This window comes from Streptomyces lothianensis, assembly GCF_047779955.1.
Lineage (GTDB): Bacteria > Actinomycetota > Actinomycetes > Streptomycetales > Streptomycetaceae > Streptomyces.
This window is the reverse complement of sequence record NZ_JBLMKT010000027.1, coordinates 163,711-185,476: the sequence shown is the minus strand read 5'-3', so window position 1 is coordinate 185,476 and position 21,766 is coordinate 163,711. Positions and strand designations below refer to the sequence as shown.

The window sequence follows — 21,766 nt, the reverse complement described above, 5'->3', positions numbered from 1 at the left end:
CGCCCGCCGGCCCGCGTACGGAGGAGACAAGCCACCGTGAACGAATCCGAGATCGACTGTCGTATCGTCCTGCGGCACGAAGACTTCGTGATGCAGAACCACCGGGTCCACGAGACCTCGGTGATGCCCGGGGTGACCTTCCTCGACCTCGTCCACCGCATCCTCGCCGAGCGGGGTGCGGATCTCGGCCGGGTCGTCCTGCGCAACATTCTTTTCACCGAGGCGGTCGCCACCGCCGAGGGCCAGGACCGGGAGATCCGCGTCCTGATCGGCGCGGACACCGGCATCCACCGCCCGGTGACCGCGCACAGCCGGCGCCTCGACGCGGACGGGACCACCGGCGAGTGGAAGGAGAACCTGCGCGCCGAACTGCACTTCGAGGATCTGCCGCAGCCTGCCGCGCTGGACGTGGACGCCGAGCGGCGCAGCGCGACGGAGCACCGGGACATGGCCGAGATGTACGCCGTCACCGGATCCCGGGAGATCCGGCACGGCACCGCCATGAAGTGCTTCGGCACCCTGCACACCGGCGGCGGGCGGCTGCTCGCCGAACTCGACATCGACCCGGACGCCGGCGTGAGCGACGAGGCCTTCCACCTCCACCCGGCCAAGCTCGACGCGGCCACGATCGTGGCCTACGGGCAGTCCCGCGTCGCGGTCGACCGGCCGTTCATCCCGATGTTCATCGAGAGCTTCCGCGCGCCGCGCCCGCTGACCGGCCGCTTCCTGGTGCACGTACCCCGGCCCGAGCAACTCTCCGAATCCGGCGAACTCTTCGACAGCGACCTGGTGCTGTACGACGGTGAAGGCCGCTTCGCTGCGGAGTTCCATCGGCTGACCTGCAAGCGGATCCGCCACCCCGAGCTGATCCGGCGGCTCGTCGCCGGGGGTGCGGACGGGCAGGCGGAGACGGACGGCAAGGCGGAGACGGGCGGCCATGCGGCCGCCGGGGCCCGGCGCGGTGCCGAGGCCACCACCGCTCCGGCGCAGGCCCCCGCCACGGACCGCACCGACGCCTTGCAGGACGACACCGCGAGGGAGTTCTACGCAGGGTGGCTGCGCACCCGGATCGGCGATCTGCTCGCCCGCCCCGCCGCACACGTGGCGACGTCCACCGGGTTCTACGAGCTGGGCCTCGACTCCGTCTCCCTCCTGAAGATCGGCCAGGAGCTGGAGGAACTGGTGGGCAGCACGCTGTACCCCACCCTGCTCTTCGAGTACACGGACATCGACAGCCTCGCCCGGTATCTCGCGGACACCTTCCAGACCCCTGAGCTCCCCGGCCAGGCGGACCGCCCTGAGCCGCAGCGGACCGCGGTCCCCGAGACGCCGGAGACACCCGAGGCCGCGCCCCGGCTCCTGGCCCGCCATCCGGTGTGGGCGCACTCCGGGCACGCGCACCCCGCCGATGCGGTGGACCTCGTACTCCTCGGCGCCGAGGCCGAACTGACGGCGGCCGTACGAGCCGCGGCCGGTGCCCGGCGGGTCGTCACGCTGCCGCAGGGCCCTGCGTTCGGCACCGGCACGGGGGACACACCCGGACCCGACCCCGAGCGCATCCACAAGGAGCTCACCGGACTCGGCCTGGACGGGCGCCCGTTCGCCCTGGTCGACGCCCGCGGACTCGACAACGGCAGCGGCACAAGCCCGGTGCTCGACGTCTGGGCGCTCGCCACGGCCCTCGTGCAGGCCGCGCCCACCCACCCGGTGGCGCTGCTGCGCCTGCACACCGTACGGGACGGGGCGGCGGCCACCGAGGAAGCCGCCGTCGCGGCCTTCGCCCGTACGGTCACCGCCGAGACCCCGGTGCTCCGCGCCCGCGCGATCGGCCTGGACGCCGCGGACACGCCCGCGCAGACCGCGGCGGCGATCACGGCCGAGGCGGACCTGGCGTGCGCGGTGAAGACGGCCGGCACCCCGGCCACAGGGACCGGACCGGACGCGGGCACCGTGGACGAGGCCGAGGCCCGCTGGAGCGCCGGCCGTCGGCTCGTACGCCGCTGGACCGAACCGCAGCCGGGGACCGAACCGCAGCCGGGGGCCGAACGGCAGCCGGGAGCCGAACCGCAGCCGGGAGCCGAGCCGCAGCCCGGCCCGGACGGCACCGGATTGCCGTACCGTGAGCGCGGCGTCTACGTGATCACCGGAGGTTCCGGCGGACTCGCCGCCCTGCTCGCCGAGCGTCTCGCGACCCGGGCCCGCGCCCGTATCGTGCTCTGCTCGCGCACCCCCGCGAACGCCGGACTGCGCGCGCGGATGGAGGCATGGCGGCGCGCCGGGGCCGAGGTGCACCATGTGGCGGCCGATGTGTCCTCGCGCGCCGACACCGAGCGACTGCTCCGCTTCACCCGCGATCTCTTCGGCCGTGTCGACGGTGTGCTGCACTGCGCCGGACTCGTCCGCGACGCGCTCTACTTCCGCAAGCGGCCCGCGGACTTCGAATCGGTCCTCGCCCCCAAACTCTGGGGCGCGCGCCACCTCGACGAGGCCACCGCCCAGGACGAGCTCGACTTCTTCGTGCTCTTCTCCTCGCTCTCCGCCGTCGTGGCCAACCCCGGCCAGAGCGACTACGCCTACGCCAACGCCTGCCTCGACCACTTCGCCGACTGGCGTGCCGCCCGCACCGACCGGTCCGGACGCACCGTGTCCGTGGCCTGGCCGCTGTGGGCGGAAGGCGGGATGCGGATCTCCGAGGCCGCGCTCGGACGCGCCCGCCGCGAGAGCGGCACGGTCCCGCTGCCGACGGCCGAGGGCATCGAGGCCTTCGAACGCAGCCTCACCGGCGGCCACGTCCGCACGGCGGTCGCCTACGGGGACGCCGACCGGCTCACCGCACTCTTCCCACAGGCCGAGGGCCCGGTGGAACCGTACGAGACGCCCGCCTCCGTGCGCGAGAGCGCCGCCGGGCGGGCGCAGGCCGCGGACGCCGCGGACGCCGCGGGGCCCGTGCCCCCGGAGGAGGACGGGATCGCGGTCATCGGGATGGCCGGCGAGTACCCGGGAGCCGGCGACCTCGACGCGTACTGGCACAACCTCGCCGAGGGCCGCGACTGCATCACCGAAGTACCCGGCACCCGCTGGGACCACGCGGCGGTGTACGCCGCCGATCCGGACACCCCCGGCACCACGTACGGTCGTTGGGGTGGTTTCCTGGACGGTGCGGACCGCTTCGACCACGCGTTCTTCGGGATCTCACGGCGCGAGGCCGAACGCATGGACCCGCAGGAACGACTCTTCCTGAGGACCTGCTGGCGCACCCTCGAGCACGCCGGATACGCCCCGGCCGCCCTGTCCCGCCAGCCCGTCGGCGTCTTCGCCGGCGTGATGTGGAACCACTACCAGCTGGTGCAGGACGCACCCGACGGGGTGGCGCCGACCGCCATGCACGCAGCCGTGGCCAACCGGGTCTCCTACGTCCTCGATCTGCACGGCCCCAGCATGTCCGTCGACACGGCCTGCTCCTCCTCGCTGACCGCCGTGCAGCTCGCGATGGAGAGCCTGCGCCGCGGCGACTGCGAACTCGCCCTGGCCGGCGGGGTCAACATCGCGGCCCACCCGCAGAAGTACCTGCAGCTCGCGCAGGGCAGGTTCCTGTCCACGGACGGCCGCTGCCGCAGCTTCGGCGAAGGCGGCGACGGCTACGTCCCCGGCGAAGGCGTCGGCGCCGTCCTCCTCAAACCGCTTTCCCGCGCCCTGGCCGACGGCGACCGCGTACTCGCGGTGCTGCGCGCCGGATTCCTCAACCACACCGGCCGTACGAGCGGGTTCACCGTCCCCAGCCCCGCGGCCCAGGCCGCGGTCGTCCACGGTGCGCTGGAACGGGCCGGTGTGCGCCCGGAGTCCGTCGGCTACATCGAGGCGCACGGCACCGGGACCTCGCTCGGCGATCCGATCGAGATCGAAGGGCTGCGGAGGGTCTTCGCACCGGACGGGCCCGGTGAGCCGGGCAGCTGCCGGATCGGCTCCGTCAAGTCCGGTATCGGGCACCTGGAGAGCGCCGCCGGGATCGCGGGGCTCACCAAGGTCGTGCTGCAGCTGCGGCACCGGACGCTCGTGCCCTCCCTGCACGCCGGGACGACCAACAGCAAGATCGACTTCTCGCGTACGCCCTTCGCCGTACAGCGCGAGCTGGAGGCCTGGCCCGCCCCGGACGGCGGCGGACCCCGGCGGGCCGGGGTGAGTGCCTTCGGGGCGGGGGGCGCGAACGCGCATCTGATCGTCGAGGAGTGGAACGGACAGCCCGCCCGGACGCCTGCCGCGGAAGGACCCGAACTGGTGCTGCTCTCCGCGCGGGACACCGAAGCGCTCCGGGAGAGCGCCCGGGCGCTGCGGGACGCCCTCGCGGGCGGGGGCGCGTCGGGGCCTGGCTCGACGGCGGACGGCGCTGCGACGCATGGCCCTGCGACGTACGGCCCTGCGACGGATGGCGCGGGGTCGGTCGGTATGGGGTCGGTCGGTGCGGGGGAACGGCGTGCGGGGGACGGGCGTGCGGTGGTCGACGCCGGCCGACTGCGTGATGCGCTCCTCGAGGAGGCCGCCCGCTGCCTCGGGATTCCGCCTGCCGCCGTGGACCCCGCCGAACCGCTCGCCGACCTCGGCTTCGAGCGCGCCGACGTGCTGCGTCTGCGCGAGCGTGCCGCGGCCCACGGCTCTGGACCCGTGGCATCCTCGGCGGTGACGCTGGAGGACAGCGTCGACACGATCGTCGGCCGGCTGACGGCAGCCGGGGAAGACGCCCGTGCGGAGCAGGCCTCCGACGGCTCGCCGCGCCTCGCCGATGTGGCGCACACGCTGCGGGTCGGACGCAATGCCATGGCCGAACGGCTGGCGGTCGTGGCCACCTCGGTCCCCGAACTGTGCGCCGCACTCGACCGCTTCCTCGCGGACGACCTGCCGCACCCCGATCTCTTCCGCACGGGCCGGGGCGACGCATCCGCTCCGGCCGGCGGATGCGCCGAAGCCTTCCGCGCGGGACGCCTGCACGAGGCCGCCGCGGCCTGGGCCGCCGGCGAGAACGTGGACTGGCCGGCCGTCGCCCCCGCCGGATCGCGCCGCCGGGTCGCGCTGCCCGGTCACCCCTTCCGCGAGGAGCGGTGCTGGCTCGGCAACTGGCAGGCGGGCAACGGGAAGCAGCCGCGCGAGCAGCAGGAGCCCGTGGCCGAGGTGAGCCTGCCGGCGGCCGCCCCGGCGCCCGCGCCCGTCGCCCCGTACACCGGCTCCGAGGTGGAACTCCAGGTCCTGGAGCACGGCATCGCGCTCGTCACCATGGCCGCCGCCGATCAGCAGAACATGTTCACCGACGGTCTCATGCACGGCCTGGAGTGGGCCTTCGCGCAGATCGCGGAGCGCCCCGAGATCACGGCGGTCGTCCTCGCCGGATCCGGCAAGGTCTTCAGCATGGGCGGCACGCCCGAGGCGCTCGCCGACCTGTCCGCCCGGCGTACCCGGTTCACCGACACACCGTTCGTGTACGAGGGGCTGCTGCGCTGCAGCCGTCCGGTGATCGCGGCCGTCTCCGGCCACGCCTCGGGCGGCGGACTGGCGTTCGGGCTCTACGCGGACATGGTGGTGATGTCCCGCGACGCCGTGTACAGCAGCAACTTCCTCAAGTACGGCTTCACGCCCGGCATGGGCGCGACGTACATACTCGAACAGCGGCTCGGGAAGTCCCTGGCCACCGAGATGCTCCTGACCGGGCGGCCCTACGCGGGCGCCGAGCTGGAACGGCGCGGCGCCACGGTCACCTTCCGGGACGCGGCCGAGGTGCTGCCCGCCGCACTCGACCTCGCCCGCTCGGTCGCCGAACTCTCCCCGCAGGCCGTCGCCGCACTCAAGGGCGAGCTGGCCGGGCGGATGCTCGGCGAACTGCCCGCGGTCATCGGCCGTGAGGTGCGGATGCACGAGCAGGTCCTCGGCGAGGACTCGGCGCAGCGGGTGCGGGCGCACTTCGGGAAGGTGGCGGAGTACGGCAGGTCGGGCGCGGACCGGACTCGCGCGGACCGGGCTGCCGAGGACGCGACCGGCGCGGACGGGACCGGCGCGGACCGGAGCGTTGCGCCGCCCGCGGCGGCTCTCGCGGAGCCGACGGCGGCGGTCGCCGCGCAGGAGCCGGTCGCCCCGCCGACGCCGCCGACGGCTGTCGCGCCGACGCCGCCGGTCGAAGACGCTCCGGGCGAGCCGGACTTGGCCGAGGCCGAGGCGGTCATCGCCGGGACCCTCACGGAGGTGCTGTACCTGGACGCCGGGGAGCTCGACCACCGGCTCAGCTTCAACGAGATGGGGGTCGACTCCATCGGCGCCGTCGAGCTGGCCAAGGAGATCAACCGCGCCTTCGGCCTCTCGCTCGACTCCGTGGCCGTATACGACTATCCGACGCTGCCCGCGCTGGCCGAACACGTGACACGCACCCGTGCGCAGAACGCCTCCCTGCACCGCGCGGCCGCCCGCGAGACACAGCCCGCACCCGCACCCGCACCCGGGACGGCCCCTGCCGTGCCCGCCGCCGCCCCGGTGCCGACCGCATCCGCCGTCACGGCACTCCCCGAGCCGGTCACGCCGGCACCCGAGCCGGTCACGCCGGCACCTGAGGCCGTCACGCCGCCGCCCCTGCCCGCCACGGCAACAGCGCAGCCCGCCACCGCGCTCCGGGCGGAGAACCGCGAGGCCGCGCACCCGGCGCCGCAGCAGGCCGTCGCCGCGGACGGGCGCGTACGCCTCGTCCCGCTGGACGTGCCGGGCGCACCCCCGGCGCCCCCCGCCGAGACCCCGGCCACCGCGCCGCCCCGCCCCCACCTCGTGGCGCTCTCCGCACCGGAGCCGGGCGAGCAGACGCACCCGCGGGCCACCCCCTCGGCCGCGACGCCCACGGCCACCGCGGTCACTGAGGTCACTGCGGCCACCGCCACGGTGACCACCAACACCCCGAACACCCCCGGCCCCGACCACCCGGACGAGACCCAGGAGCCCATCGCCATCATCGGCGCCGCGGGCCGCTTCCCGGGCGCACCCGATCTCGACAGCTTCTGGACGAACCTCGTCGAGGGCCGCTCGCAGATCCGTGAGGTGCCGCCGGAGCGCTGGCGCGAGTCCGCGTACTACGATCCCGACCGCCGCGTGCCCGGCCGCTCGTACAGCAAATGGGCCGCGCTGCTCGACGACGTGGACCTGTTCGACGCCCGCTTCTTCCAGGTCTCGCCGCTCGAGGCGGAGGCGATGGACCCGCAGCAGCGCCTCTTCCTGGAGGAGGCCTGGACGGCCCTCGCGGACGCCGGACTGACCGGCACCAAGGGCAAGCAGAGCTGTGGCGTGTTCGTCGGCTGCGGCGCCGGCGACTACCAGTCGCTGCTCGAGGAGGCCGGCGCGGTCGAGACCGGCCAGGCCTTCCTCGGCAGCAGCAGCTCCATCCTCGCCGCCCGTATCGCGTATCTGCTCGACCTCACCGGCCCCACGCTGGCCGTGGACACCGCCTGCTCCTCCTCCCTCGTGGCCGTGCACCTGGCCTGCGAGAGCATCCGCAGCGGTGACTGCGAGACCGCCGTGGCCGGTGGCGTGGCGCTGATGACGACGCCCCGTATGCACGTGTGGACCAGCAAAACGGGCATGCTCTCGCCGACCGGGCGCTCGCTCCCGTTCGACGCGGCCGCCGACGGCATCGTGCTGGGCGAGGCCGTGGGCGCGGTGGTCCTCAAGAGCCTGCGCCAGGCACTGGCCGACGGGGACCGGATCCACGGAGTCATCCGCGGCACCGGAGTCAACGGTGACGGCAGGACCAACGGGATCACCGCCCCCAGCGCCAACTCCCAGATGGAGCTGCTCTCCTCGGTGCACCGCCGGGCCGGTATCACCGGCGCCGACCTCGGCTATCTGGAGGCGCACGGCACCGGCACCCACCTGGGCGACCCGATCGAGGTCAAGGCTCTCAACGAGGTGCTGCGCGCGTCGGGCGCCACGGACTGCGTCCTCGGCTCGGTGAAGGCCGCGATCGGTCATACGACCACCGCGGCCGGCATCTCCGGGCTGCTCGCCCTGCTCATGGCCCTGCGGGCACGCAAGACCCCGCCCGCGGCCCATTTCACCGAGCTCAACCCGGAGATCGACCTGAGCTCAAGCCCGCTCCGCCTCTCCCGCACCGCCGATGTGTGGCGTCCGGGGCCGGGCGGGGTACGGGTCGGGGCGGTCAGCAGCTTCGGCTTCAGCGGGACGAACGCCCATGTGGTGCTCGCCGAGGCCCCGTCCCCGGCGGCTGCGGAGTCCGGCGGCCTCGCGCACAGCGAGCCGGAGCCGGAGGCCGCCCCCGAACCGCTGAGGGCCCACCCCTTCACCCGCACCCGCCACTGGATCACCACCCAGCCGGCCGAAGCACCCGCGACGGAGCCGCCCGCACCGCAGGCACCCGCCGCTCGGATGGACGACAGCGGCGCCACCGCCGTACGGACCCTCCCGGCAGCCGAGGCAGCGCCTGCAGCAGTCGAGCCGGCACTTCCGGCAGCCGGGCCTACTCCGCCGACCACCTGGCCGCTCGACCCTGAGCACCCTGTCGTCGCACACCACCACGTGGCGGGGCGGGCGCTCCTGCCCGGCACCGCGAGCCTGTCCCTCGCCCTCGACTTCGCCCGCGCCCGGGGCATCGGCGGACCGGCCGTGATCTCGGGCGTGCGCTGGCTGCGCCCGCTGCACGCCGAGGAGACACACGCGATACGGGTCGAGGCGAGCACCGAGGGGGAGCGGCACACCCTGGAGTTCACCGGCGACGACGCGCCCGCAACCCCGTTCTCGCGCGCCCAGGTCGCCCCGCTCCACGCCGACATGGCGGCGTCCACGTCCATCGACATCGACGCGCTCGGCCGCGGACTTTCCGGACTGCGCACCGGCGCCGAGCTGTACCGGGACTTCGCGGCGGGCGGACTCGGCTACGGTCCGGCCTTCCGGCTCATCCAGGAGGTCCGCCACGGCACGGACGAGGCACTCGCCGTCCTGGACGCCCCGGCGGCCGAACAGGGCGCGGCCCACTGGCCCGCCCACGGCACCGACGCCGCGCTCCTCGATGCGGCCCTCCAGGTCACCGCCGTACTGCAAACGGGTTCGCAGCAGGGCCCGTTGGTGCCCTTCGCCCTGGAGCGTGCCGAACTGCTCGGCCCGCTCACCACACCGGCACACGTCCACGCCGTACGTACCGGCACCCACACCTTCGCGGTACGCATCGCCGACGACGCGGGCCGGATCACCGCGCGCCTGGAAGGCCTGATGCTGCGGCCCCTGCCCGCGGGACCGGCAACCGGCCTCCCCGTCTACGTCCCTCGCTGGCAGGAGGAGGACCCCGCACCCACCGGTCAGGCGGACGCACCGGACCGCGTCCTGCTGGTCCACGGCCCCCACACCACCGAACTGGCCGCCGCACTGGCGGAACTGCACGCCGACTCCACCGTGCGCACCGCGGCCTGGGACGAGGCGGCCGCAGCCATCAGCCACAGCCCCCAACTCCCCGACCGTGTCTACCTGCTGGCCGAACCCACCTGGGTGGACGCGGCCGACGCACGCGAAGCGCTCGGAGCCCTGCACCGCCTGGTGCACGCCGTGCTCGACCGCGACGGCGCCCACCACCGTCTCGACCTGCGGGCCGTCCTGCCCGGAGCCGTCGACGCCCCGGCCCACGGCGGTACGGGGACGAGCGCGGCGGAACCCGTACAGGTGACGGGCGCGGAGCACGCCGGGGAGATCGTGCCGGGAGCGGCGGCCCTGCTCGGCTACTGCGCGGCACTCGACGCCGAGTTCCCGCGCTGGACGGTCGGCTGCCTCGACCCGGGGACCGGCCGCACCACGGCGCAGGACGCGCCCGGACTGGCCCGGCGCATCAGCGCGGAACAGCCCCTGGACAGCCGTCCGGTGGCCCTGCGCGCGGGCCGTCGCCTCGTACGGTCCTTCGTACCGTGGACCGCGCCGGCGAAGCCGGGCCCCGCAGCCCCGTACCGTACGGGCGGCGTGTACCTCGTCCTGGGCGGCGCGGGCGGACTCGGCAGCGCGGTCTGCCGCTCGCTCGCCCGCAGCGCACAGGCCAGGCTCGTCCTGGTCGGCAGGCGCCCGCTCGACGAGCGGATCGAGACGCTGCTGGCCGACCTCAACCGGCTCGGCGCCACCGCCGAGTACCGGGCCGCCGATGCCACCGACCCGGAGGCGATGCGCCACGTCGTCGCGTGGACCAGGGAGCGGTTCGGGCCGGTCGACGGGGCGGTGCACGCCGCGTTCGTCCTGCACGACAAGACCGTGGCGCAGCTGACCGAGCCGGTCCTCGACGAGGTCTTCGGCCCCAAGGCGGCGGGCGCCGAGGCCTTCTGCGCGGCGCTGCGCGACGAACCCCTCGCCTTCCTCACCCTGTTCTCCTCGGCGATCTCCTTCGTCGACGCGCCCGGCCAGGCCGCCTACGCGGCCGCCAGCACCTTCGAGGACGCCCTTGCGCTGCGCCTGCGGCACCGGTTCGGTGTTCCGGCGCAGGTGGTGAACTGGGGCTACTGGGGCAGCGTCGGCGCGGTCGCCGAGGCACGCTACCGGGAGCGGATGGCCGGCTTCGGTATCGGCTCCATCGAGCCCGCCGAGGGCATGGCCGCGCTGAGCGGCATCCTCGCCCATGGGCTGCCGCAGGCGCTGGCGATCAAGGCGGACCCGGAAGGCCTCACCCGCTTCGGGCTCGGCACCCGCTCCCGCGGGGACCGCGTCGCCGGGGCGGGCGAGCAGCCCGCGCCTGCCGCGACCGCCGTACGCGAGACTGCCGTACGCGAGACCGCCGTGCATGACACCGGCGGACGCGACACCGCCGTACGCGACTACGTGCGCGCCGTCTTCGCCGAAGTACTCAAGTACGAGGCGGACGAACTCGACGACCGCACGACGTTCGAGCACTACGGAGTCGACTCCCTCGTCGGCCAGAACGTCGTCCAGCGCTTCGAGGAGGACCTGGGCGACCTCCCGGCCACGCTGCTCTTCGAGAACCTGACGATCGCCCAGCTCACCGCGTATCTCCAGGAGCGGCACGCCGAGCGGATCGCGGAACTGGCCGGCCCCGCCGCACCGAGCGCCGAGGCGACCGCGGACGACTCCCCGGCCGAGGAGAACCCGCCCGGGCAGGAGCCCCTGCCGACGACGGCCGCGACATCGGCCACCGACACCACGGAGGCCACCGACAGCACAAAGGGCGCGGAGGCCACCGACGCCATCGCCCCCTCCCGCGCACCCGACCCGACCACCCCCATGGACATAGCCGTCGTCGGCCTCAGCGGCCGCTTCCCGAAGTCCCCGGACATCGACTCCTTCTGGCGCAACCTCGCCGCGGGCACCGACTGCATCACCGAGGTCCCCGCCGACCGCTGGGACTGGCGCACCCACTTCGACCCCAAGCGCGGCAAGCCGCAGCGCACCTACGGCCGGTGGGGCGGCTTCCTCGACGGCATCGACCGCTTCGACCCGGCGTTCTTCGGCATCCTGCCCAAGGAGGCCGCGGACATCGACCCGCAGGAACGCCTCTTCCTGGAAACCTGCTGGGACCTCCTGGAACAGACGGGCCAGCTCGGCGAACCCGCACAGACACCCCGCAGGACCGGAGTCTTCGTCGGCGTCATGTACGGCTCGTACGGAAGGCTCGCGGCGGCGCAGTGGGCGCAGGGCCGGCTCGCCGGGGCGCACTCGGCGTACTGGTCGGTCGCCAACCGCGTCTCGTACACCTTCGATCTGCAGGGCCCCAGCTTCGCCGTCGACTCGGCCTGCTCCTCCTCCCTGACCGCCGTCCATCTCGCGGTGGAGAGCCTGCGCCGCGGTGAATGCCGCACCGCCATCGCGGGCGGCGTCAACCTGATCCTGCACCCCGCGCACCTGGTGGCGCTCTCGTCCCTGAACATGCTCGCCGCGGACGGCGCCTGCAAGGTGTTCGACGAGCGGGCCGACGGCTATGTGCCCGGCGAGGGCATCGGCGCGGTGCTCCTGAAGCCCCTTGCCGACGCGGTCGCCGACGGCGACGACATCTGGGGCGTCATCAAGGGCAGCGCCGTCAACTCCGGCGGCCGGACCGGTGGTTACACCGTCCCCAACCCCAACGCGCAGGCCCGCCTCGTCGCGGACGCGGTCCGTGACTGCGGGATCGACCCGCAGCACCTCGGCTACATCGAGGCGCACGGCACCGGGACCGCGCTCGGCGACCCCATCGAGATCGCCGGACTGCGCCGCGCCTTCGGCGGGCGCCCGCCGCGCGACTGCGCGATCGGCTCCGTCAAGGCGAACGTCGGGCACCTGGAGGGCGCCGCGGGTGTCGCCGGCCTCATCAAGGCCCTGCTGCAGCTGCGGCACCGGAAGCTCACCCCGTGCGCGAACCTGGGCGAGCTCAACCCACGGATCGACACGGACGGCTGGACGTTCACCATGCCGCGCGAGCTCACCGACTGGGCGAGCCCCGTGGACGAGGAGGGGCGCACGCTGCCGCGTACCGCCGGAGTCAGCTCCTTCGGCGCGGGCGGCGCCAACGCCCATGTCGTACTGCAGGAGTACGTACCGGACCCGGCGCGCCTGCGCTACGCGCCGACGCGGGATGGCGAGGAGCAGGTCTTCCTCCTCTCGGCCCGCACCGAGGCGCAGCTGCGCACGCAGGCTGGACGGATCGCCGACCGGCTGGCGCGGGACACCGAGGCGGCCACGCTCGCGGAGCTCGCGTTCACCAGCCAGGTAGGACGCCACGAACACCCCGTACGCCTTGCCGTTCGCGCCGCGGACCCCGCCGGACTCGAACGGCGGCTGCGGGCCCACGCCCTGGGCGAGAACTCCCCCGACCAGATCACGCCCGACCTGATCACGGGTCAGGCCGGCCGTCGCCGCCAGGGCGGGCCCGCGGACGAGGGAGCCGTCGAACAGCTCCTCGACGCACGCGATACGGCTGCCCTGGCCCGCCTGTGGACCGCGGGCACCCACGTCGAGTGGGCCCGCCTGTGGCCCGCCCCGCGGCCCCGCCGCGTCCCGCTTCCCTCCTACCCCTACGACAGGACCCGGCACTGGCTGCCGGCCGAACCGGAGGTGCTACCGGTGACTCCGCCCGCATCCGACGGCAGGACGCCCGATGAGGGACAGCCGGCCGCGGGAGTCCGATATCTGCGGCCCATCTGGGAACCCGCCCCGCGGGCGGTTCCCGGCCCCGCGCCGCGTACGATCGCGCTGATATCCGACGATGCCGCCCTGGGCCGCGCCCTCGCGGCCGCCGCCGGGCGCCGGGGCAGCCACTGCGTGCTGCTCGGCCACGGCGAGCGGCTCGCCGAGACACCCGCGGGCTGGAACCTCGACCTCACCGACCGGGAACAGCACCGGCAACTGGCCGATGCGCTGGCCGAGCGGGGGATCCTGCCGGACGCGGTGCTGCGGCTCGCGGGCGGGGATGCCGCCGCCGAACCGGCTCCGGGCGGGGAAGGTGCCGTCGAAGCGGCTCCGGGAGGGGAAGGCGCCGTCGAAGCGGCCGATGACGCCGTCGCCCCGCTGGAGCAGGGCGTGCTGCCGTTCCTGTGGTCCGCCGCCGCGCTCCTCTCGCGTCGCGGCGAGGGCACCGTACGAGGGCTGTACGCCCATCTGTCACCGTCCGGCACCCCCCAGCCGCAGCACGCGGCCTCCGGGGGCGCGATCCGCACGCTGGCGGTGGAGCACCCGCGCTTCCGCGGCGGCCGGGTCGTCGTCGAGGAGTCCTGGACGGCCGAGACGCTGGCCGAGCAGCTGCTCACCGAGCTGAGTGCACTCGGCGAGGAGCCCACCGAGACCGCACTGCGGCCCGACGGCCGCCGGCAGCTCCGGCTCACGGAATTCACCCCCCGTACCGCAGGCCTTCCGCAGGAGCTGCCGCTGCGGCCCGGCGGCACCTACCTGGTGACCGGAGGCACGGGCGCGCTCGGGCTGCGGATCGCCGAGTACCTGGCGGAACACGGCCGCCCGCTGCACCTCGTCCTCGCCTCCCGCACCGCACCCGACACCGCCGCACGCGCCCGGATCGACGCCATGAGCAAGGACGGCGTGAGCGTGCGCTGGGCGCGGGCCGATGTCTCGCGCGCCGAGGACGTCCAGCGGCTCGTCGAGGAGATCCGCGGCAACCACGGCGCCCTGCACGGCATCGTGCATGCGGCGGGTGTCACCAGGGACGGTCTGGCCGCCCGCAAGACCCGCGCCGACGTGGACGCGGTCTGGGGGGCCAAGGCCGCGGCCGCGGTCCATCTGGACGCCGCCGTCGGCGACGGACCGCTCGACTTCTTCGTCCTCTTCTCGTCCCTCGCCGGGCGTACGGGCAACCTGGGCCAGGCCGACTACGCCTGCGCCAACGCCTACCTCGACGAGTTCGCCGCACTGCGCCGCGGCCGCGTCCTCGCCGGTGACCGCTTCGGCACCACCGCCTCCGTCTGCTGGCCCCTGTGGGAGGACGGCGGCATGACGGTCGACGAGGCGGCCCGTGCGCGCTTCGCCCGCAGGTGGAAAATGGTGCCGCTGAGCACGGAGGCCGGACTGACCGCGTTCTGCCGGGCGCTGGCGGGGGAGGAGGGACCGTGCTTCGCGGTCCTGGAGAGCCCCTCCGCCGAGGACGCGGGGACGGCCCCGGGGGCCGCCCCCGGGGTGGCCCCGGAATCCGTGGCCCGTGGGCCGGTGGCCTCGGAACCGGTGGTCCACGAGCCCGTGGCCTCGGAATCCGTGGTCCACGAGCCGGCGGCATCCGAAACTGCGGTCCGCGAACCGGTGGCCCCCGGTTCCGCCGCGTCCGAACCGGGCCCGTCCGTCGAGGAGCTCGTCGGGCGGATCGAGCAGGGCCTGCGCCGTACGGCGGCCGGTTTCCTCCTTGTCGACCCCTCCGACGTACCGCTCGACGAGGAACTCCTCGAAGTGGGCTTCGACTCCATCTCCCTCACCCAGCTCGTCAACGAGGTGAACGAGGAGTACGGCATCGACCTCCTGCCGACCGCGCTCTTCGAGGCGCCGACGCTGCGGGACTTCGCGCGCCACCTGGAGCGAGAGAACGGTGCGGAGATCGGCCGGGTCCTGGCCGATCGCACCCATCCGGCCCAGACCCAGAACCAGACCCAGAACCCGACCCAGCCCCAGCCCCAGACCCAGAACCCGGACACGCCCCCGACCCCGGACACGGCTCCGGCCCGGGACACGGCTCCCGCCCCGCTCACGACGCCGGGCCCGCAGGCCGCCCGGCCCACCGCCCAGGCCGGTACCGGCGCACAGCCCCGGCCGGACGTACCCGCCGAGGCCGTCCCGACCGCCACCCCGCAGTCCACGGCCCCCGCGGAGACCACCGAGCCCACCCCGCAGCCCACGGCGCCCGTGACGGTCACCGAGACCACCGCCACGCCCGCCGCCACGCCCGCCGCCGCACACGCGGAAGGCGGCACCCGCCCCGTCGCCGTGATCAGCATGGCCGGTCTGCTCCCCGGCTGTGACGACCTGGAGAGCTTCTGGCAGCACCTTGCCGCGGGCGACGACCTCGTACGCCCGGTCCCCGAGGACCGCCCGTACCTCCTCGGCCACCTGGGCCTGGAGAACCTGCGCGGCGGATTCCTCGACCGCGTCGCCGAGTTCGACGCCGGCTTCTACCGCATCTCCCCGGCCGAGGCCGCCCTGATGGACCCGCAGCAGCGGCTGTTCCTCGAAACCGTCTGGCAGCTGCTCGAACACGCCGGTCACCGCCCCGCCGACCTCGCGGGCAGCGCGACCGGACTCTTCGTGGGCGTCTCCACCTCGGACTACGCGGAACTGATGCGCGCCGAGGGCGGCGAGGTCCAGGCGCACGCCGCCACCGGCCTCGCCCATGCGATTCTCGCCAACCGCGTCTCGCGCCATCTCGATCTGCGCGGCCCGAGCGAGGCCGTCGACACCGCCTGCTCCAGCGCCCTCGTGGCCCTGCACCGAGCGGCCCGCGCTCTCGCCGACGGCGAATGCGAACTCGCCATCGCCGGCGGCGTCAACCTGACCCTGAGCGCGGGTCTGTTCAGCGCGTTCACCAAGTCGGGCATGCTCAGCCCGGACGGCCGCTGCAAGACCTTCGACAAGGACGCCGACGGATACGTACGCGGTGAAGGCACTGGCGCCGTACTGCTCAAGCCGCTCGACCGGGCCGAGGCGGACGGCGACCGGATCCTCGCCGTACTGCGCGGCAGCGCCGTCAACCACGGTGGCCGCTCCACCTCGCTGACCGCCCCCAACCCCGAGGCACAGGCCCGCGTCGTCGCCGAGGCCTACCGCCGCGCCGGCATCGACCCGGCGACCGTCAGCTACATCGAGACCCATGGCACGGGCACCCGGCTCGGCGACCCGGTGGAGCTCGAAGGCCTGAAGAAGGCCTTCACCCAGCTGTACGCGGAGACCGGACGCCCGCTGCCCGCCGAAAAGTCGGTCGCCCTCGGCTCGGTCAAGACCAACATCGGCCACCTGGAAGCCGCGGCGGGCATCGCCGGCGTCCTGAAGGTGCTGCTCAGCCTGCAGCACACGGAGCTGCCGCCGACGCTGCACGTCGAGGAGCTCAATCCGTATCTGCGGCTCGACGAGACCCCGTTCCACGTCAACGACCGCGTCCGGGCCTGGGAGGGCGTGGCCGACGGCAGCGGCAGGCCCGTGCACCGGGCGGGCATCAGCTCCTTCGGCTTCGGCGGCACCAACGCGCATGTCGTCCTCGAAGGCCACCGGGCGCCCGCGCGTCCCGCCGTGCCCGTACCGCCGGGCGCCGGGGTCGCGGTGCTGTCGGCGCCCGACGGCGAGGCGCTCGCCGACTACGCGCTGCGGCTCGCCGGATACCTCAAGGACGAGCGCGAGACGGACCTCGCGGCCCTCCTGTGGACGCTGCAGACCGGCCGCGAGGAGTACGCGGAACGGCTCGCGGTGGTGGGCACGGACCGCGAGCAGCTCGTGGAGCGGCTGACGGCCGCCGCGAGCGGGGAGTTCACCGCTCCCGGGATCCACCGGGGCACCGCGGGACCCGCCCCGGCGCACGCTTGCGGTGCGGACGCGGAGGCCAACGCGCGGGCCTGGGTATCGGGCGCGCCCGGCACCTGGTCCGCCCTGTGGGCGTCCGCCCACCCGGTCCGCCTCGCCCTCCCCTCGTTCCGCCGTACGGGCACGCCGTACTGGTTCACCTCGCGCGGCGCGGGCCGGGCCACGGCTCCGGCTCCTGCGCCCGCGCGGGTACCGAACCCCGTCCCGGCACCGGAACAGGATCCGGCTCCGGCCGAGGTGACGCCTCCCGCGCAGGCCCTGGCCCCGGCGCCGACCAGGTCTCCGTCCGCGGTGCGGCCCCCCGCGACGGCCGGGGCACCGGCCCCGGCACCCGTACGGACCCTCGCACCCGCCTCCGCCACGACAGCCTCCCCGGCGGTAACCCACCCGGCAGTGCCGAGCCGCGGCCGTGGCACCCCGCTGCGGCTCGCCCCGGTCAACACGGCGCCGAAGCAGTCGCCTTCCGTGGCGCAGGCACCACCGCGTGACGAGCCGTCGCCGCGCCGCCCGGAAGCCGCACCGGCGCCCGCAGCGGCTCCGGCGGAGGCCGGCGCACCGGCGCACACCCCGGAACCGACGAACTCCCCGGCGCCGGCGACCCCGTCGGCACCCACCGCCGAGCCCTCGGCCGACCGGAGCGCGGTCGCCGAGACGATCCGCACCTCGCTCGCCGACATCATCGACGTGCCCAGCACCCAGATCGCCGACGGAGACTCCTTCACCGATCTCGGCCTGGACTCGATCTTCCGGATGCAGCTGGTCAGGGAGCTCAACGAGACCTATGGCCTCGACCTCAAGGCCGCCGAGCTCTACGAATGCGACTCCGTCGCCGCCCTGGCCGCCCGCACCTGGGAGGAGATGACGACGACCGCGAGCGGCCCGGCCCACACCCCGGCCCCGGTCATGGCACCGGAACCCACCCCGGCCCTGACCCGCACCCCGGCCCCGGTCATGGCACCGGAATCCACCCTGGCACCGGAACCCACCCCGACACCGGAGCCCAGCCTCCCGCCCGTACCCGACGCCGACCCCCGCACCCTCCTCGCCGAGGTCATCACCCGAGTCGTCGGACGCGTCCCCGAAGGCGGAGAGAGTTTCGCCGACGCCGGGTTCACCTCCTTCGACATGCTCCGCACCATCAGCGCCCTGGAGCGCAGGTTCGGCGCCCTGCGCAAGACCCTGATGTTCGACCACCCGACCCTGGAGGCTCTGACCGGGCAATTGCTCGCCGACCACGGCCCCCGCACCCGCACCCTCCTGTCCGAGACGGCCCAGGCCCTCGACGCGGGCGACAAGCAGCAGCCGTCGCCGACGCCCGCCCCGGCCCCCGAGCGCACCACGGCCGGGCACTCCGCACCGGCCGCTCCGCAGGACGAGGGCCCGCTCATCATCCGCAAGCGCAGTCTGCCCGAACTCCCCGACCTGGCAGCGCTGTTCGCCGACCTCGACCGCGCCCACGCGAAGGAGGGCGGTCTAGCGGGCCGTGACATCGCCCCGCTCGCCTTCCTCGGCAGGGACCGCGCCGGCTACTTCAACTTCTCGCGCCGCGACGACGTGCTCTTCGCCTGGAGCTACGTCGGCTCCGCCGAGTACTTCCCGGTGCTCGCCGCCGAGTACCTGGCGTATGCCGACCGGGAGGGCCTGAAGCCCAACTTCCTGTCGGTCCTGCGCCTCGACGAGGTCGGTGGCCGCCGCCTCACGGCTACCCCGTTCGGGGCGATCCAGCGCCTGGAGAACCTCGACACGTTCACCATGTCCGGCGGCCGGATGCAGCGACTGCGGTACCTGATCGGCAAGTTCACCAAGAACAGTGCCTGCCGCACCGAGGAGTACGAGGTCGGCTCGGACCCGGCGACCGACGCGGGCATCGTCTCGCTCATCGACCAGTGGGCCTCCGTCAAGCAGATGACCAACCCGTACGTGGACGTGGTGCGCCGCGAACTCGGCGCCGGGCGCCTCGACTCCCGGCACCGGATGTTCCTGACCTACCGCGACGACGTGCTCGCCAACGCGGTGATCGTCACCAAGCTCGCCTCCGAGCCGACGTACCTGCTCGACCTGGAGTTCTACGCGAAGGGCCTGCCGCCGGGCGGCATCGAGTACGCGATCGTGCAGATCGTGGAGCGGCTGCGGCCCGAAGGCATCACCTGCTTCAGCTTCGGCGCCAGCTTCGGTGTCCGGCTCGGCGATTCACCGAACGCCTCGCCCGCGGTGGCCGAAGGCATGGCGGAGCTGCGCTCGGTCGGCATCTTCAACGAGGGGAACTTCCAGTTCAAGAACAAGTTCCGCCCCGTGAACACGCCCGTCTACCTGTGCCAGCCCGATGACGAGAGCCGTACCGGGGTCTCGGACGTCATCCTGATGATCGCCAACCCGGACCTGGACGCGACGGCCCCCGGCGAACTCACCCCCGAAGGCGCCCCGCACCGGCCGGCCGGCCACCCCCGGCCCACCCCGGACGCGCGCCCGGCGGCCACCGCAGCCACCACGCCGCCCACGCCCCCGAGCCCGGCGGCCACACAGCACCCGACCCCGACCCCCACCTCACACCCGACCCCCGCACACACCCCGACCCCGACCCGAACCGCCACCACGTCCACTCCCACGTCCACTCCCACGTCCACTCCCACCTCCACCTCATCCCGCGACCACCTCCTGGCCGCCCACGCCCACAACCCCCTCGCCCTCCCCACCGAATCCGTCGAACACGACCTGATCACGGACTCCTGGGCCGAACTCGACCTGCCGGCCGTCACCACCCGGCTTCACGAGCTCGCCACCACGGCGGCCGCCCTCCCTGCCTCGGCCGGGAACGAACTCCGCCTGCCCTGGCTGCCCTTCGACTGTGTGATCCCCACCCAGTCGGGCCGCGCCGCCGAGACCCTCCTGTGCCGCAACTGGCCGGGCGCACCGGGCGCGGTCGTGCACAACAGCCTGTTCCCGACCTGGACCCTGAGCCTCCTGGAGCACGGTTTCGAACCCGTCCCCGCCGGCGGCCCCGCGGTCGCCGAGGGACCGGCCCTGCGCGGCGGGCTCACCCCGGACAGCCTCGACCAGGCGCTGGCGCGGCATCAGGCACGTACCGCCTTCGTCTGCGTCGAGCTCAGCGACAACGCGCGCGGCGGCTACGCCTCCGCGCTGGCCGAGCTGCGTGCCGTACGGCGGACCGCGCAGGCCCACGACGTACCGCTGGTGCTGGACGCCTCCCGTGTCCTGGAAACCGCCCACCAGCTCATCGAGCACGAGCCGGAGCAGTCCGGCCGTGAGGTCTGGGCGGTCGTACGGGACATCCTGGGCACGGCCGATGCGGTCACCCTCAGCCTGTCCAAGGACTTCGGGCTCGACTTCGGCGGCCTGGTCGCCACGAGTGAGCCGGCCCTCGCCGAGCGGCTGCGCGAGGCGGTGTCGCTGCGCGGCCACCAGATCGGCCGCGGCGCCCGCAGGACCCTGGCCGCGGCACTCGCCGACCAGGACTGGGCCGCGGAGCAGGTCCGGCTGCGGATGCGGAACGTGCGCACGCTGTGGCAGCGCCTGACCGACGCGGGAGCACCCCTGCTCGCCCCGGCGGCGGGGCACGCCGTCGTTCTCGACGTCGGCGCCCTGCCGGCCTTCGCGGACCACGAGGAGCCGGTGGCCTCCTGCCTCGCCTGGATCTTCCGGCACACCGGGGTACGCGGCGCGCCGCAGCTCCTCGCCGGTGACGAGGGCGCGGCCAGGCCGTGGATCAGGCTCGCCGTGCCCGTGGGCCTGGGCGCGGCCGAGACGGAGGAGATCGCGGACCGGCTGGCCACCCTGTTCCGTACCGCGCCCGAGCCCGTACGTCTCGTACGGGTCGACGCGGCGGACGGCATCGGCTCCGGCGCCACGGCCGCCTACCACCCCGCCCAGGCGCTCCCGCAGGACGTCCGCGCCTCCCTGCACGACGGATCGCGCGCCGCCGACGACAACCCGGGCGTCCTGCGTGAGCTGGGCGCCGACGTCCACCACCACATCCTCACCCTCCCCGAGGGCGAGGTGGAACTCTTCGAGGCGGGCCAAGGCTCCCCGCTGCTGCTCATCCACCCGTTCAACATCGGCGCCGGCCTGTTCGCGCACCAGTTCCGGGCGCTCGCCCGGGAGCACCGGGTGATCGTGATGCACGCACCCGGCGTCGGCCGCACCACCGCGATCCCGGAGCTCACCCTGAGCGGACTCGCCGGCCTGCACCACGCGGCGCTGCGGGCGCTCGGCGTGCAGGGCCCGGTGCATGTGGCGGGCGCGAGCTTCGGCGGTCTGACCGCGCAGCGCTTCGCGCTCGACCGGCCCGAGGAGACCGCCTCGCTGAGCCTGCTGTGCAGCTCGTACAAGTGCGGCAACCGCGTCGGGGAGGTCAACCGGCTCTCCGTCGTCGTCGGCGAGGACTTCGACGCGGTCGGCGAGCACGTGAGCCCCGCCGACCGCGGCCGCTTCGAACAGCTGCTGCTGCGCTGCGAGAGCATGGACCCGCAGACCGGGCTGCGCTATCTGGACGTCTTCGCCCAGGAGCCCAACCTGCTCGCCGTGCTTCCGGAGATCGCCGTTCCGACCCTGATCGTGCAGGGCGCGCACGACTCCGTGATCCCGCTCAAGACGGCCCACCTGCTGCACGGAGCCATCCCCGACGCCCGGTACGTCCAGATCGAGGGCGCCGGCCACTTCCCGACGCTCACCCACCCCGACGAAGTGCACGGCGCCCTGCGCGAGTTCCTCGCCGTACAGGAGTCCGCGCGCACCGAACGAAAGGGTTCCTGAC

General features: G+C 74.2%; 1 protein-coding gene. It reads left to right on the top strand.

Annotated elements, in window-relative coordinates; translation table 11 throughout:
* Positions 1 to 36: 36 nt before the first annotated feature.
* On the top strand, positions 37 to 21,765 hold the full coding sequence (locus ACLF6P_RS07805) for an SDR family NAD(P)-dependent oxidoreductase (protein ID WP_415949102.1): 21,729 nt from the start codon (positions 37 to 39) through the stop codon (positions 21,763 to 21,765).
* Position 21,766: the final 1 nt, after the last annotated feature.